Source organism: Hamadaea sp. (genome assembly GCF_013362815.1).
Classification (GTDB): domain Bacteria; phylum Actinomycetota; class Actinomycetes; order Mycobacteriales; family Micromonosporaceae; genus Hamadaea.
This window is the reverse complement of record NZ_JABFVK010000031.1, coordinates 30,485-42,763: the sequence shown is the minus strand read 5'-3', so window position 1 is coordinate 42,763 and position 12,279 is coordinate 30,485. Positions and strand designations below refer to the sequence as shown.

The 12,279-nt window shown below is 67.3% G+C and carries 16 protein-coding genes and 1 tRNA gene; 13 read left to right on the top strand and 4 right to left on the bottom strand.

What is annotated here, in order from left to right; genetic code table 11:
- Nucleotides 1–3 precede the first annotated feature (3 nt).
- The 3 genes from HOV77_RS16835 to HOV77_RS16825 all read left to right on the top strand — a co-directional run bounded on the left by HOV77_RS16835 (nucleotide 4) and on the right by HOV77_RS16825 (nucleotide 3,468).
- On the top strand, nucleotides 4–621 hold the full coding sequence (locus tag HOV77_RS16835; protein WP_290863307.1) for a TIGR03086 family metal-binding protein: 618 nt from the start codon (nucleotides 4–6) through the stop codon (nucleotides 619–621).
- Nucleotides 618–1,022 (top strand): hypothetical protein, encoded by a 405-nt coding sequence (locus HOV77_RS16830; RefSeq protein WP_290863305.1) that lies wholly within the window; start codon nucleotides 618–620, stop codon nucleotides 1,020–1,022. Before HOV77_RS16835 ends, HOV77_RS16830 begins: the two co-directional genes overlap by 4 nt.
- Nucleotides 1,023–1,155: 133 nt before the next feature.
- Complete coding sequence (locus HOV77_RS16825; RefSeq protein WP_290863303.1) at nucleotides 1,156–3,468, top strand: EAL domain-containing protein; 2,313 nt, start codon at nucleotides 1,156–1,158, stop codon at nucleotides 3,466–3,468.
- Between the two features lie 29 nt (nucleotides 3,469–3,497).
- Here HOV77_RS16825 and HOV77_RS16820 read toward each other — a convergent pair whose 3' ends face one another.
- Nucleotides 3,498–4,292, bottom strand: a complete 795-nt coding sequence (locus HOV77_RS16820) for a cyclase family protein (RefSeq protein ID WP_290863301.1) — start codon at nucleotides 4,290–4,292, stop codon at nucleotides 3,498–3,500.
- Nucleotides 4,293–4,401: 109 nt separating this feature from the next.
- Nucleotides 4,402–5,010, bottom strand: coding sequence for a TetR/AcrR family transcriptional regulator (locus tag HOV77_RS16815; protein ID WP_290863299.1), 609 nt, complete (start codon nucleotides 5,008–5,010; stop codon nucleotides 4,402–4,404).
- A gap of 80 nt (nucleotides 5,011–5,090) precedes the next feature.
- Between HOV77_RS16815 and HOV77_RS16810 the strand changes: the two genes are divergently transcribed.
- The 6 genes from HOV77_RS16810 to HOV77_RS16785 all read left to right on the top strand — a co-directional run bounded on the left by HOV77_RS16810 (nucleotide 5,091) and on the right by HOV77_RS16785 (nucleotide 8,881).
- The gene (locus HOV77_RS16810; RefSeq protein ID WP_290863297.1) at nucleotides 5,091–5,603 is read left to right on the top strand and encodes a cupin domain-containing protein; all 513 of its coding nucleotides are present in this window, start codon (nucleotides 5,091–5,093) and stop codon (nucleotides 5,601–5,603) included.
- Nucleotides 5,604–5,709: 106 nt separating this feature from the next.
- Nucleotides 5,710–6,411, top strand: coding sequence for a hypothetical protein (locus tag HOV77_RS16805; protein WP_290863295.1), 702 nt, complete (start codon nucleotides 5,710–5,712; stop codon nucleotides 6,409–6,411).
- Entirely contained in the window at nucleotides 6,408–6,728 is a 321-nt protein-coding gene (locus HOV77_RS16800) for a hypothetical protein (RefSeq protein WP_290863293.1), read from the top strand. The genes HOV77_RS16805 and HOV77_RS16800 overlap by 4 nt, the downstream gene beginning before the upstream one ends.
- Before the next feature lie 19 nt (nucleotides 6,729–6,747).
- Nucleotides 6,748–7,542: a hypothetical protein gene (locus HOV77_RS16795; RefSeq protein ID WP_290863291.1), complete on the top strand. Its 795-nt coding sequence runs from the start codon at nucleotides 6,748–6,750 to the stop codon at nucleotides 7,540–7,542.
- Nucleotides 7,539–8,006, top strand: a complete 468-nt coding sequence (locus HOV77_RS16790; protein WP_290863289.1) for a hypothetical protein — start codon at nucleotides 7,539–7,541, stop codon at nucleotides 8,004–8,006. The genes HOV77_RS16795 and HOV77_RS16790 overlap by 4 nt, the downstream gene beginning before the upstream one ends.
- A gap of 149 nt (nucleotides 8,007–8,155) precedes the next feature.
- Nucleotides 8,156–8,881, top strand: coding sequence for a cellulose binding domain-containing protein (locus tag HOV77_RS16785; RefSeq protein WP_290863287.1), 726 nt, complete (start codon nucleotides 8,156–8,158; stop codon nucleotides 8,879–8,881).
- A 189-nt stretch (nucleotides 8,882–9,070) separates the two neighbouring features.
- Here the strand turns inward: HOV77_RS16785 and HOV77_RS16780 are convergent, their stop codons facing one another.
- Nucleotides 9,071–9,658, bottom strand: coding sequence for an alpha/beta fold hydrolase (locus tag HOV77_RS16780; RefSeq protein WP_290863285.1), 588 nt, complete (start codon nucleotides 9,656–9,658; stop codon nucleotides 9,071–9,073).
- A gap of 218 nt (nucleotides 9,659–9,876) precedes the next feature.
- Here HOV77_RS16780 and HOV77_RS16775 point away from each other — a divergent pair, with 218 nt between their 5' ends.
- A complete protein-coding gene (locus HOV77_RS16775) occupies nucleotides 9,877–10,446 on the top strand; it encodes a TetR/AcrR family transcriptional regulator (RefSeq protein WP_290863283.1) in 570 nt (189 codons plus the stop codon).
- Nucleotides 10,447–10,530: 84 nt separating this feature from the next.
- Here the strand turns inward: HOV77_RS16775 and HOV77_RS16770 are convergent.
- A tRNA-Pro gene (locus HOV77_RS16770) sits at nucleotides 10,531–10,604 on the bottom strand.
- A gap of 236 nt (nucleotides 10,605–10,840) precedes the next feature.
- On the opposite strand from HOV77_RS16770, the gene HOV77_RS16765 reads away from it, so the two are divergent.
- From HOV77_RS16765 to HOV77_RS16755, 3 genes are read left to right on the top strand one after another with little or no spacing between them, the layout of a single operon-like run.
- Nucleotides 10,841–11,350, top strand: a complete 510-nt coding sequence (locus tag HOV77_RS16765) for a cupin domain-containing protein (RefSeq protein WP_290863280.1) — start codon at nucleotides 10,841–10,843, stop codon at nucleotides 11,348–11,350.
- Nucleotides 11,351–11,382: 32 nt separating this feature from the next.
- A complete protein-coding gene (locus tag HOV77_RS16760) occupies nucleotides 11,383–11,817 on the top strand; it encodes a GNAT family N-acetyltransferase (RefSeq protein WP_290863278.1) in 435 nt (144 codons plus the stop codon).
- Nucleotides 11,814–12,092: a hypothetical protein gene (locus HOV77_RS16755; RefSeq protein ID WP_290863276.1), complete on the top strand. Its 279-nt coding sequence runs from the start codon at nucleotides 11,814–11,816 to the stop codon at nucleotides 12,090–12,092. The genes HOV77_RS16760 and HOV77_RS16755 overlap by 4 nt, the downstream gene beginning before the upstream one ends.
- The last annotated feature ends 187 nt before the right edge of the window (nucleotides 12,093–12,279 follow it).

The following is a 12,279-nucleotide window of genomic DNA, read 5'->3' as shown; positions in this document are numbered from 1 at the left end:
CTCATGACGCAATTCGACGATCACCTCGCAGTACTCGCCCGTGCTCTCGCCCAGACGGGTGGAGTCATCGACCGCGTACGGCCCGAGCAGGCGACGCTCCCGACGCCGTGCCGCTCCTGGAATGTGCGAGCCCTGGTCAACCACCTGGTGGACGAGGTGCACCAGTTCGCCTTTCTGGCCGACGGTGGAAGGCGCCAGCACCTGGGCGCCAACGTCATCGGCGACGACTGGACGACCGCGTACGAAGACGCGGCCCGCGCACTGCTGACGGCGTGGCGACAGCCCGGTTCCTCCGACCGAACGCATCGCCTGCCGGGGGGCGAGCTCACCGCCGACTGGACGGTCGGTCAGCACATCACCGAGATCGTCATCCACGGCTGGGACATAGCGAAGGCCACCGGCCAACAGACCGATCTGGACCCCCGCCTCGCCCGGTTCGCGCTCGACTGGGCCGCCGAGAACGTCGAGCCGGAGTTTCGAGGCGACGAAGCAGCGGGATTCCACATCGGCATCGCACTGGCCGTTGCCGACGACGCACCACTCTACGACCGGCTCGCCGCATTCAGCGGTCGTGACCCGTACGCACCCGGCCAGCCTCTCGAACAGGAGACCACATCGTGAACACGAGACCTCTCATCAGCATCGCCGCCGTCCTTGCCGGACTCGGCGCGGGTGTGATCCTCACCGTCAGCACCGACGCTCTGCTCGAACACGTCGGCCTGCTGCCACGGGGACCGCACACCGTCTTCGGGCTGCACCTTTTGGAAGTCGCCTACCGTAGCATTTACGCGGTGATCGGCGGCTATGTCACCGCCCGCTTCGCACCCGTCCACCCCATCCGGCACTCGGTCGCCCTCGGACTGATCTCGCTCGCCCTGAACGTCGTCGGCGCGGTGGCCACCTGGCAGTTGAATCTCGCCCCGGCGTGGTTCACGCTCGCCCTGGTCGTCTTCGCGTTGCCGCTGGCATGGTGCGGCGGCCGGCTTCACCGCACCAGGAGGCCGGCAGTCGTCACGACCTGATCGACATTCCTCATAGGAAGGCCACCTCCCCCGCTGGGAGAGGTGGCCGCCGGTGCAGTCTTTGCCACCGACATTCCCGGGCGGTACGGTGTGAGCGCTGCGGGGGAAGTCGGCGGGAAACCCACGAAGGTCAATGATCACCACACGAGTGCGGGTGCTGGTAGTGGTTGCTGCGGCGACCATCACCGGGTTGGCTGCCCAATCGCTGTACGCCGATCATCCATTGGCCGCCACCGTTATCGACGATGGCGCGCAACTCGTCGCGGGCGTACTGGCGGTGCTCAGCTGTGTCTGGTTCGGGTGGCGTGAGACTGGGCCGGAACGCGTCTGGCGGTGGTTCGTCGGCGCGGGCTTCCTCGGCTGGACCGCGGGTATGGCCGTGTGGGCGTGGTATCGCGAGTTCGGTGGGATCGCGTTGCCGTCGCCGTCCCTCGCTGACGTCGGCTTCCTGACGCTGCCGGTCTTCGGGCTCGTCGGGCTTCTTGTCCTGGCGACGAACCTGCCGTCGCGCGAACCCGCCGAACCCGCCACGCCCCGGTCTCTTCCCCGGGTCGTGCTGGTGCTCGACGGTCTGATGGTGGTCTGCTCGCTGTTCATCCTGACCTGGGCCACCGCCCTCGGCGCGGTGGTCAAGGCGGGCGCACCGACTCCGTTGGAGCTCGCGGTCGCGATCGCGTACCCGGCGTCCGATCTGGTTCTCGTGACCATTGTGGTGCTGCTGATCGTGCTGCGCCGGGTCGGCAATCGACGCCGGCTACTGGTCCTGGGTCTCGGCATGGTCGCGTTGTCGTTGTCGGACAGTTTCTTCGCGTACCTGGTCAGCCGGGGCGCAGCCGACATGGCGCCGATCTTCGACGTCGGGTTCATCGCGGGTCCGGCGCTCATCGCGCTCGCGGCGGCCGACCGGACCGCCGACAGGCCGGTGCCGAAGCCGCCCGGCCGCGCCCGGGCAGTCCAGCTCGCGTACTTGTTCCTGCCTTATACGCCGTTGGCCGCGACCGGTTTGCTCCTGTTGACGCAGGTCCTCGGAGATCTGCCGATCGACGCGATCGAACAGACCGCCGGAGCCGTGGTCATCACCCTGGCGATCGCCCGGCAGCTGACCATCCTCCTGGAGAACACTCTTCTGCTGGAGAAGGTCCGCGACAGCCAGGCCCGGCTTCATTACCAGGCGTTCCACGATTCGCTCACGGGGCTGGCCAACCGGGCGCTGTTCCACGAACGACTCTCCACCGCGGTCGAGCGGCATCGCCATGACGGGCGACCGCTCGGTCTGTTGTTCGTCGATCTCGACGACTTCAAACTCGTCAACGACAGCCTCGGTCACGAGGCCGGTGACATGGTGCTCTGCATGGTGGCCCAACGTCTACGCGACTGTGCCCACGACGCCGACATGGTGGCCCGGCTCGGCGGCGACGAGTTCGCCGTGCTCCTGGCTGGTGCCGGCGATCCGCAGCAGGTCGGCCAACGAATCCTCGACGCCTTACGCAACCCGGTCCACGTCGCCGGACGCAGCGTCCTGGTCAGTGCGAGCGTCGGCGCTGCCGCGACGGTCGGGGTCGAACCCGACCTGACGCCGGACGCCTTCCTGCGCCGCGTCGACACCGCGATGTATGGGGGGAAGCAGGCCGGAAAAGGCATCCTGCGGATGCACCCCGCCGACCGGCTCGACGTCAATCACGCCGATCTGCTCACCCTGCTCGCGGCCGCTCTGCAGGGCGACACCCAGGCGGGCTCGATCGAGGTCAATTATCAGCCGATCGTACGCATGGCCGACGGAGCGGTGGTCGCCCTGGAGGCGTTGGCGCGCTGGGCGAGTCCCGTCTTCGGGGCGGTGCCGCCACAGGTGTTCGTGGCCGCCGCCGAACGAGCCGGGCTGATCTCGGAGCTCGACGACTTGATCCTCGACCTGGCCTGTCGTGACGCGACATCGCTTCCGGCCAACTCCGACGGCGAACCGCTGCGCTTTCACGTCAACGTCTCAGCGACCCGGATCGGCTGCCCGACCCTCGAAGGGGCGATCCGGGCGGCGCTGGCGCGGCACCACCTGCCGGGTGACCGCCTTGTCGTGGAGATCACCGAGACTCGGCGGCTGGCCGATCTCGGGGCTGCCGCCCAGGCCGTACGCCGAATTCAGGACATGGGTGTCAGCCTGGCGCTCGACGACTTCGGGGCCGGCTATCAAGCACTCAGCCACCTGCATGCACTGCCGGTCGACGTCGTCAAGCTGGATCGCGTACTGACCACGTTGGACGGTGACGAGGATCGGTCGTCGGCGCTCGGCCGCTCCCTCGTCGGGATCGCGCACGACTTGGGCGTCCAGGTCATCGCCGAAGGGATAGAGTCCGACGCCCAGGTCCGCCGGCTCACGAGCTGGGGCTGCGACCTGGGCCAGGGCTACCTCTTCGGCTATCCGAACCCGCTGGCCGGCACGCCGTCCGGCTAGGAACAGCCGGACGGTCAGCCGCCGGAAGGTCACTTGTCGAGGATCAACCCGTAGATCGTCGCGGTGGATCCGGAGCCGTTGCGGTTGCGGGGACCGCCGACCAGAATCCAGGCGCCGGTCGCCGGAAGCTGGCCGAGGTTGGCCAGGTTCTCCAGGCTGATCCGCCGTTCACCGTAGAGCAGCACCGAAACCGGGAACGTCTCGTCGATGCCCAGATCGGGACCGAAGGTGTCGGTGCCCAGCGCTCCGCGTACGCCCAGCTTCCCGGTGTCGAGGAGCCACTGCACGGCTTCGGTGCTGAACCCCGGCTGGTGCAGGTGGCCGTCGGCGTCGAAGTTCGCGTACGCGTCGGTGCCCCACTTGTCTTCCCACCCGGTCCACAGGATCACCGCCGAGCACGGTGGGATCTTCCCGTGCCGGCGTTCCCAGGCTCGCAGATCGTCGACGGTCACCGCGTAGTCCGCGTCAGCCGCCGCCTGCTGCCGGACGTCGATCTTCACGGCCGGCAGGAACAGGTCGCGCGCGTCGAGCTGGTCGGCCGTACGCCCGCCTTCCAGGAAATGATTGGGCGAGCCCCAGTGGGTCCCGGTGTGCTCGGCCTCCCGGACGTACTGCATGTAGAAGCCGTCCTGCGGGATGGTCGCCACCGTCTCGACCGTGAACTCCGGATCGCCGGGAAAGACGGGGGTGACCGCCGGGTCGTTGACATGCGAGAGGAACACCGGCCGCAGCCGGTCGAGCCCGATCCCTGGTGAGCCGAACGCCCCGGCCGCAACTCCGCCCAGCCCGGCCGCGGCGTTCATCACTACCTGCCGTCGTCGCATGTGGTCTGCCTCTCGCGATGGGAGATTGTCGTCAGCCCATCTAACGGTGCGCGTTATCGGCTGACAAGACCGTCCCGGGGAAGCATTCGTCCTACGTGTACGACCCGCCTCATTGCTCGGCTTGGCTGAGCACCAGGGTGGTCATCGCGCGTACCGCCTGATCTTGGGTGAGACCGTGAGTCACGCAGAGCGACCGCCACGTCCAGAACGACGCTGCGTGACCGATGAGCGCGCGGACCGGGCGGCGATCGGCGGACGGGGCGAACGGCTCCGCGAGCAGATCCGCGAACGCCGCGTCTCGCTGATCCAGGGAGTCGCGATGAGCGGCGGGCACGAATGCCTTGTCCCGGTAGATGTTGGTGAGCATCGATTCTCCGTCGGCGTAGAACCGATAGAGATCAGCCAATCCGGTACGCAGCCGCAGCTCCGGATCCTCGATGGCGGCCCAGATGCCTGGATTCGGCGGAATCTGACGAGCCAGCCAATGCTGGGAGCAAGCCGCGAACAGCGCCTCGTCGTCGGCGAAGTGGCGGTAGACCGTCAGCCGGGTGACCCCGGCCCGTTCCGCGATGGCCGAAATGCTGCCCGCAGCCGGGCCGAGCGTGCCGTGCACCTCGACGGCGGCCTCGACGATGCGCTGCCGGGTCTCGTCGACCTGCTCGGCCCGCTTGGTCATCCGGTACGCACGCGATTTCGGAGAACGCTGCTGTTCACTCAACTCTTGACACCCCGGTGGCACAGGTAGATGATTTCACTAAACAGCATTGTATCTCGGAATAGAGGGGACGGGTGATCATCATGACCGGGATCGAGGTGCCCGCGCTGACCGTCGTGCCCCCTGGCCAGGGCCAGGTAGGCGACCTGGGCACGATCGGCGTGGAGTTCAAGTTGTGGGGCCGTGACACCGGCGGGCAGGTCGCGATCGTGGAGCATCCGTTCCCAGTCGGCGCGATCGTCCCCGCCCACCTGCACACCCGCGAGGACGAGTACTCGATCGTCACGGAGGGCGAGATCGGGTTCCGTTCCGGCGACCGGGAGGTCGTGCTCGGCCCAGGCGGATACATCACGAAACCGCGCGGTGAGGTCCACACGATGTGGAACGCCGGCAAGGAACCCGCGCGCATGATCGAGGTCATCACCCCGGCTGGATTCGAGGAGTTTTTCCACGCCATGACCGAACTGGTCGCGGCCGGACCGCCGCCGACGCCGAAGGTGATGGAACTGGCCGAGGCGTACGGGCTCGAGCTGCACCGTCCCGAGTGGATGGACGGCTTGATCGACCGTTACGGCCTGCGCGATCCGTTCGCGTGACCCGGCGTCGCAACAGCCCGACTCCCAGGTCTCACCGCTTCCGGCCCTTGGCAGGCCGGAGTGGCGACCGCTAGGCTCTCGGCATTCGTCGATGAGGGTGCGGGGGATGGACGAACAACTGGCACGGCTGCGTGAGCAGCACGGCGAGGCTGCTGACACGGCTGCACAGTGGAACCCAGCTGAGACGGCCACTGCCGGTGTAGACGGACCGGTCGCGGCCGTCGTGAGCTTCGACGGCGCCATACGCGAACTGCAGGTGCACCCCGACTGGCAGCGGCGCCTGGCTGGCGACGACTTCGGCGCAGCCGTCGTCTCGGCCGTAACCGCGGCACACCGGACGGCGATTCGGCAGGTCATGACGCGGCGGACCACTCATGACAAAGCGACCACAGCCGGTCCAGCGGAAGCTGCCACCACGAGCGCCGATGCCGACCCGGTTGCCTTCGCGTCATACCTGCGGTCCTTGCTCGCCGACGTCCAGAGCGTGCTGCCAGAAGCTGAGGCGCGAGCGTTTCACGCCGCCCGCGAGGAACGGACGGAGACTGGGGCTGACAGCGCGGTCGTCGCGACGGCTCAAGCAGGCCGCCTAGTCCACGTGGACGTGGATCTCTCGTGGCTGCGACGAGCCGACCACAAAGAAGCCGGCCGCGAGCTGACCCGCGTACTGAGGCGGTTGTTGCCCGGCGGGATCGTCAGCGCCGTCACCGAGATGGACGCTGTCGGACGGGTGGCGGAGTTCCGCACGCTGATGGCCGATCCTTCGCAGCTTCTCGCCAATCTGGGCCTAGCCGACCGGAGCGCACCATGAGTTCACCGGAGTCACAGCTCACGGCCTCGCTTGCGGCGATGCGGCATGACGCGGTGGAGTGGCGCGACATGGCGGCCGCGTTCAGAAGCGCCGGACAAGTCGCTGAGCGGCTGGATCTCGGTGAGCTGCAACTGTCTTTCATTGCCGACAAACTGGGCATGGTCGAGCTTTATCGCTCCGTTCAAGATCGCATGATTGCCCTGATCGGCGAGGCCGTACAGTCCCATGAACTCATGGCAGCGTCATTGGAGACCGCCGCTGACGGCTACGCGGCCGATGATGCGGCCGCTCTACATCGCATGCAGGGCACCCAGTGAGCCCGCGAGGAGGTGCGTCGTGGCGACCATCATGAGTGCGGCAGAGTTCGAAAGGGTCGTGGCGGATGCGCGCGATCGCACTGAGCAGATGCAGCGCGAGGGCCGCCGTCTCATTGCGGTCGTCCGGCGTTGGACCGTCGCGCTCGGGCCCCAGGGCGCAGGGCTCGACGCCATGCTGTCGAAGATCGACAGTCAGATCAACCAGACCGGAAACCTGGTAACCGAGTTCTTCATGAACCCTGGCGTCCCATGGACACTCTGGAGCCACGGCAGCGACTGGGCGGGACCGCCGATCGCGGGCCAGATCAGCAGCCAGATCTCCCGGGCGACGCTGGACGAGATGCGGGTCGACGACTTCTGGACCGGCGTGGCCGCGGACGCGTACAAGAACAGCCTGCCCCGGCAGAAGGAGGCGATGTCTGCGCTGGCGGCCTCCGCACGAACCATTGACGACGTGCTGACCAGCATGGCGATTGCCATCGGCGCATTCTGGCTGGCGTTTCTCGCCGCGCTGGTCGAGGTGGTCCTGATCATCATGGCATGTGTCGCGGCCGCCTCGACGGGTGTGGGCGCACCGGCCGGGGCCGGTGGCGCCGCCGCAGCGGTGGCCAAGTTCGTCGGCGTTACGTTGGCCATTCTCAGCGCGTTCTACACATTCATCATGGTCAACACTGTGCCGAAGATCAAGGACCTGGAGCAGGACCTGCACGACAACGCGGCCTATCCCGGCGGTCACTGGCCGCGACCGACCGTGGACCTCGCCGATGGGCGATCGTCCGACGGCGACCCCTCCGACTGGAACCTGAAGGGATGACGATGAAGGCCGGCGTACACCCCTCGTTCATCGTCCACGTCATCGTTTCATCGCTGCTGACGCTCGTCTTCGCGTACGGGGCGGTAGGAGCGTCCTCGGATCGGTCGGTCGAGGTCGAAGCCGGACGCCCAGTGGAAGCGTGGAGCTTTCCAGTGATCTTGGCCGTGGCCACGGTGGCACTCGCGTTAGCCACCTGGTCGTCGGTGCGACTGTCGGCCGGCTCGCCGGAGTCCGCCCGATCGGCGATCCGGTGGGCCTTGCGTTGTGCTGTCGGAATGATCGTCGTGGGACCGGCGGTGTCACTTGTCGATGTGCGGCAGGCGGACAGCTGGGGGGTTCTGGGCATCGCGATCTATGCAGCCGCCATCTCGTTCGTCGTATGCGGCGCGGTGATCGCCTGGCAGCTGCGCCATATCTTGCGGTTCGAGCGTGAAGCAACGGCCGACGGCACTCTGCATCCTTGATCCCGAAGGGCGCGTCCGCGTAGGCCACCGCAACGCCGACCGCGGCGAGCCGTTGCCGTATTCCGTGGATCGACGCCGACCGCTACAGTTGACAGTCAAGATCTTGAATGGCGTCGGCCCGGTCCCGCGACCCGAGTTGTGGAGACGATATGAAGCTTGGTCGAGTTGCCTTAGCGGCAGCCGGCGCATTGATCGTCCTGGCAGTCGGCGTACCCGCGCTGGCCGACGCGACGAGCGCGACCCCGAGCGCCAGCCCGAGCCCCACGTGCCTGCGACCCCCAGCGAGCGGATCGGTCGTGGAGGCAGGGCCGACGCACCTGACGTTCGTGGTTTCGGCGAACGGTGGCTGCGGGTACGCGCCCGTCACGGTTTCGGTCTACCGCAGCTTCGAGGACGCCAGCGCCCATCTGTCGGCCATCAGTTCCACCGCCGCCACAGCCGAGGCCGCTCAGGCGCTCACCGTGTCCGGCCTGAAGCCGGGCACGCCCTACTGGTACCGCTTCTCGGGCGGCGGTTCCAACTTCGATTCGTTGGCCATGGGGCCGACGTTAACGGCCGCCGCACCGCAGGACTGCACGGCGACGTACGTGCTCGACAGCGCCTGGGACACCGGCTTCGTGGCCCGCGTGATCGTGCACAACAATCTGACGACCCCGATCCACGGTTGGCAGGCGGTCTGGGACTGGCCGGGTCAGCAGGTGATGCGCGAGTACTGGAACGGCACCCCCGCGTCCAAGCTCGGCACCGTGACAGTGACGAGCGCCGACTGGAACGGCACACTCCAGCCAGCCGGGGAGGCGTCCTTCGGCTACGTCGGGGCCGGTCCGGCGCCGGCCACATTGACCATAAGTTGCTTGGTAACGCCGACAGCCTGACAGGCGGAGACATCGAACTGCTCAACCACGTCACGCCATGACCGAACTCGTCGCAGCCGGACCCCCTCCGACGCCGAAGGTGATGGAAATGGCCGCGGCGTACGGGCTTCAGCTGCACCGTCCCGAGTGGATGGACGGCGTTGATCGACCGCTACGACCGGCACGATCCGTTCGCGTAACCCGCATTCATCACTGCAAGCATTCGAGGACCAGTTGGAACGCCTGCGGTAGCGGGTCGGCCGGCCGCACGTCTGGAGTCCAGTTCGGCAGGTGGCCACCGGTTGGCAGCACGGTCGTGGTAGCACCGGCGTGAATTGCGAACCGGCGAACATGTTCGAGCGGGTCTGGGCTGAGCACGGTGTCGTCGAGCGCGACGAGTAGCCGTATCCGCTGTACGGCGGATCGGATCTGCGGCCAGTCGAAGCCGGTCTCCGGAAAGAAGCCGGCGACCGCTTCGTACCCGACCGGGCCGGCCATCGTCGAGACAAGCACCGCGCCGCTGTAACGACCGCGTGGATCGTTGCCATGGCGGGCCAGCAGATCAAGCAGAGCGACGCCGCCGAGGCTGTGTCCCACCAGGACGGTCTTTGTGGGGTCGAGCGGGGCGACGGTGGAGTCGAGCACGTGCCGCCAAGCCATCGGGTCGGGGGCGGTCGCGTCGGGCAACTCCGGGGCCAGCACCGCGTGTCCCCGCGCGGTCAGGCGATCCGCCAGGTCTAGGTACCAAAGGTCGCTCGGTCCAGCGTTGAACGCATGAGCGAGTACGACGGTGCTCATCAATCCTCCAGATGATCCAAGGGGTGAAGCGCGACGACGCCCACCGCGGCGACCGTCCGCAGTCGCGGCTGCCGCCCCGAAATCAAAACGCTACGTCGCGATTTGATTAAATGCAAGAGTCCAGTACGCTGGCCCTTGTGCCTCAACACGTTCCAACGCGCCGCGCCGGCGGCAGGCACCGCAGTCGGGACGCCGAGCAGGCCGTGCTGCGAGCCACCGTGGACTTGCTCGAAGAAGTCGGCTACGGCCGGTTGACAATCGAGGGGGTGGCCGCGAAGGCCGACGTGGCGAAGTCGACCATTTACCGGTGGTGGACCTCCAAGCCGGCACTCGTCATGGACGCTTACGGGTACGCCGTTACGCACCGGGTACCCGAACCTGATACCGGCACCGTGGCCGGCGACCTGACCGCGCTACTCACCGATCTGTACCGCGTCGGCGAACATCCAGCGCGGGTTCGGGCGCTGCGCGGTCTCATGGCAGAGGCGCAGCTCGACCCCGAGTTCGCCGAAGCCTTCCGGAACTGGATAGAAACCCGGCGTGCCATCGTTGCGGAACTGTTGGACCGCGCCGTCAACCGCGGCGAGCTGCCATCCACGGTGGATCATGCCGTGGTCGCGGATCTGGTGTTCGGCCCGTTCTGGTATCGGTTGCTGGTCGGTCACGCACCGTTGGACCCGCGCGACGCCGCGGCGCAGGCGGACCGGGTGCTGGCCGCGGCACGCCACGGCCTTGAGCCCCCAGCTCGCATGGCCGCTGGCACGACGCGGCACCATGGCCGACGATGAGCTAACGAAACCGGGCGAAGGCCAGAGCGCCGACCATCGAAGAGCAGAAATGAAAAATGCCCGCTGAGCGGGCACTTCGTCTTGTCGGGCTGGCCGGATTCGAACCGACGACCCCTTGACCCCCAGTCAAGTGCGCTACCAAACTGCGCTACAGCCCGTTGCCGCCCGGATCTCTCCGCGCGGCAGCCCGTACAGCGTAGCGCACTCGCCCACTGGTTTGCGCGCAGGCCCCTCACCACCGGCTCGGGCGTTTTGTCCGGTTACTAAGCGGGTGTACGCGACACCGGGCGGTATATGGCTGCGGAGGGCAGTACGCGCTCAGTCGTGCGTACACGTTGGCTGGGGAGCAGGAGCAAGCGCGGACCTGGCGACGATCACGGTCTAGGGTGAGTGGATGTCTTATCCACCGCAGCAGTACACCGTCGAGTCGCCCGAGGTCAGCGCGACTTTGCGCGGTGGCGAGGCGCCCGTGGACCTGGCGATCGGCGAGCGATCGAAGGTCAGTTACCTGGCCACGGGCGAGACCACGAACGGCCTGTTCGGGCTGTATCGCTGGGAGCTGCAGGCCGTGCCGCCGCCGGGAAGCATGCCTGGTGGGCATTTCCATCGGACGATGGCGGAGTCGTTCTACATCCTGAGCGGCACCGTTGCGCTGTATGACGGCGACAAATGGGTCGACACGTCGCCGGGTGACTACCTGTACGTGCCGCCGGGTGGCATCCACTCGTTCGCGAACACGTCCGGCGAACCGGCTTCGATGTTGATCCTGTTCGCGCCGGGCGGCCCGCGCGAGGGCTACTTCGAGGAGCTGGCCGACATCGCGGCCCGCGGGCGCGAACTGACTCATGACGAGTGGGTGGCGCTGTGGGCGCGGCACGACCAGTACGAGGCTGACCTGCGGTAGGAGCTCATCGGGCACGCCGTACGATGGTGATCATGGGAGACTGGTCACTGCGTCCGGCGACCGTCGCCGACATCGAGGCTCTCGTCGAGCTGCGAGCGGTGGTGATGCGGCCCGACCTTGAACGGCTGGGCCGGTTCGACGAGCATCGCGTACGGCAGCGGCTGCGCGACGGTTTCGTGCCGGCCAACAGCTGGGTGATCGAGGTCGGCGGCGACCTCGCGGGTTGCGTGGCGCTCCGCCCCGCTGACGACGGGCACTGGCTGGAGCACTTCTACCTCTCCCCCACTTTCCAAGGTCACGGCATCGGATCGGCTGTACTTTCGCACCTGCTGCTGGGATGCACCGTTGTCCGGCTCATCGTTTTGCAGGGGAGCCCGGCGCGACGGCTGTACGAGCGGCTTGGGTTCACGGTGGAGGCTCAGGACCCGGTGGACGTGGTGATGGTCCGGTCTACTGTCGGGTCATGACCGAGCCCGATCCCCTGGTACGCGCGCTGGTCGGGCTCGTCGCCGAGCTGGCGTTCCGTCTGGACGGCTCCGATGAAGAGCTCGTCGACGAGCGCTGGGCCGTCAAGGCGTTGGAGTGGATCGCGTACGTCTGCGGTCAGCTGCCGCCCGAGCAGCGGCTGCGCCTTGTCGGGGTCATGGCCGAACTCGCCGCCGAGGCACGTCCCGGTCCGGAGCGGGAGTTCCTGGAATCTTTCGCCGAGAACTTCGGACTGCTGGACGGGGACACTGCATGATCCAGTGCCGGTGGCTTGCGAAATCGCGACCGTTTCGAAGATCGAGTTCCCATGGTTTGCGCTGAGGGTCCGTTCTCCGCAGATGACCGGCACTTGATCACGAGAATGGGCGTTTCTGCGCAGACGACGGGCACATGACCTTGCCTGTCGCCGGGCCCGGCCTCGGCCAAGTCCGCGCGGGGCGTCT

Excerpts from the sequence above, each read along its gene's own strand:
- HOV77_RS16835 (WP_290863307.1), top strand. The coding sequence starts at position 4 with ATGACGCAATTCGACGATCACCTCGCAGTACTCGCCCGTGCTCTCGCC.
- HOV77_RS16825 (WP_290863303.1), top strand. The coding sequence starts at position 1,156 with ATGATCACCACACGAGTGCGGGTGCTGGTAGTGGTTGCTGCGGCGACC.
- HOV77_RS16820 (WP_290863301.1), bottom strand. The coding sequence starts at position 4,292 with ATGCGACGACGGCAGGTAGTGATGAACGCCGCGGCCGGGCTGGGCGGA.
- HOV77_RS16810 (WP_290863297.1), top strand. The coding sequence starts at position 5,091 with ATGACCGGGATCGAGGTGCCCGCGCTGACCGTCGTGCCCCCTGGCCAG.
- HOV77_RS16805 (WP_290863295.1), top strand. The coding sequence starts at position 5,710 with ATGGACGAACAACTGGCACGGCTGCGTGAGCAGCACGGCGAGGCTGCT.
- HOV77_RS16800 (WP_290863293.1), top strand. The coding sequence starts at position 6,408 with ATGAGTTCACCGGAGTCACAGCTCACGGCCTCGCTTGCGGCGATGCGG.
- HOV77_RS16790 (WP_290863289.1), top strand. The coding sequence starts at position 7,539 with ATGACGATGAAGGCCGGCGTACACCCCTCGTTCATCGTCCACGTCATC.
- HOV77_RS16785 (WP_290863287.1), top strand. The coding sequence starts at position 8,156 with ATGAAGCTTGGTCGAGTTGCCTTAGCGGCAGCCGGCGCATTGATCGTC.
- HOV77_RS16780 (WP_290863285.1), bottom strand. The coding sequence starts at position 9,658 with ATGAGCACCGTCGTACTCGCTCATGCGTTCAACGCTGGACCGAGCGAC.
- HOV77_RS16765 (WP_290863280.1), top strand. The coding sequence starts at position 10,841 with ATGTCTTATCCACCGCAGCAGTACACCGTCGAGTCGCCCGAGGTCAGC.
- HOV77_RS16760 (WP_290863278.1), top strand. The coding sequence starts at position 11,383 with ATGGGAGACTGGTCACTGCGTCCGGCGACCGTCGCCGACATCGAGGCT.
- HOV77_RS16755 (WP_290863276.1), top strand. The coding sequence starts at position 11,814 with ATGACCGAGCCCGATCCCCTGGTACGCGCGCTGGTCGGGCTCGTCGCC.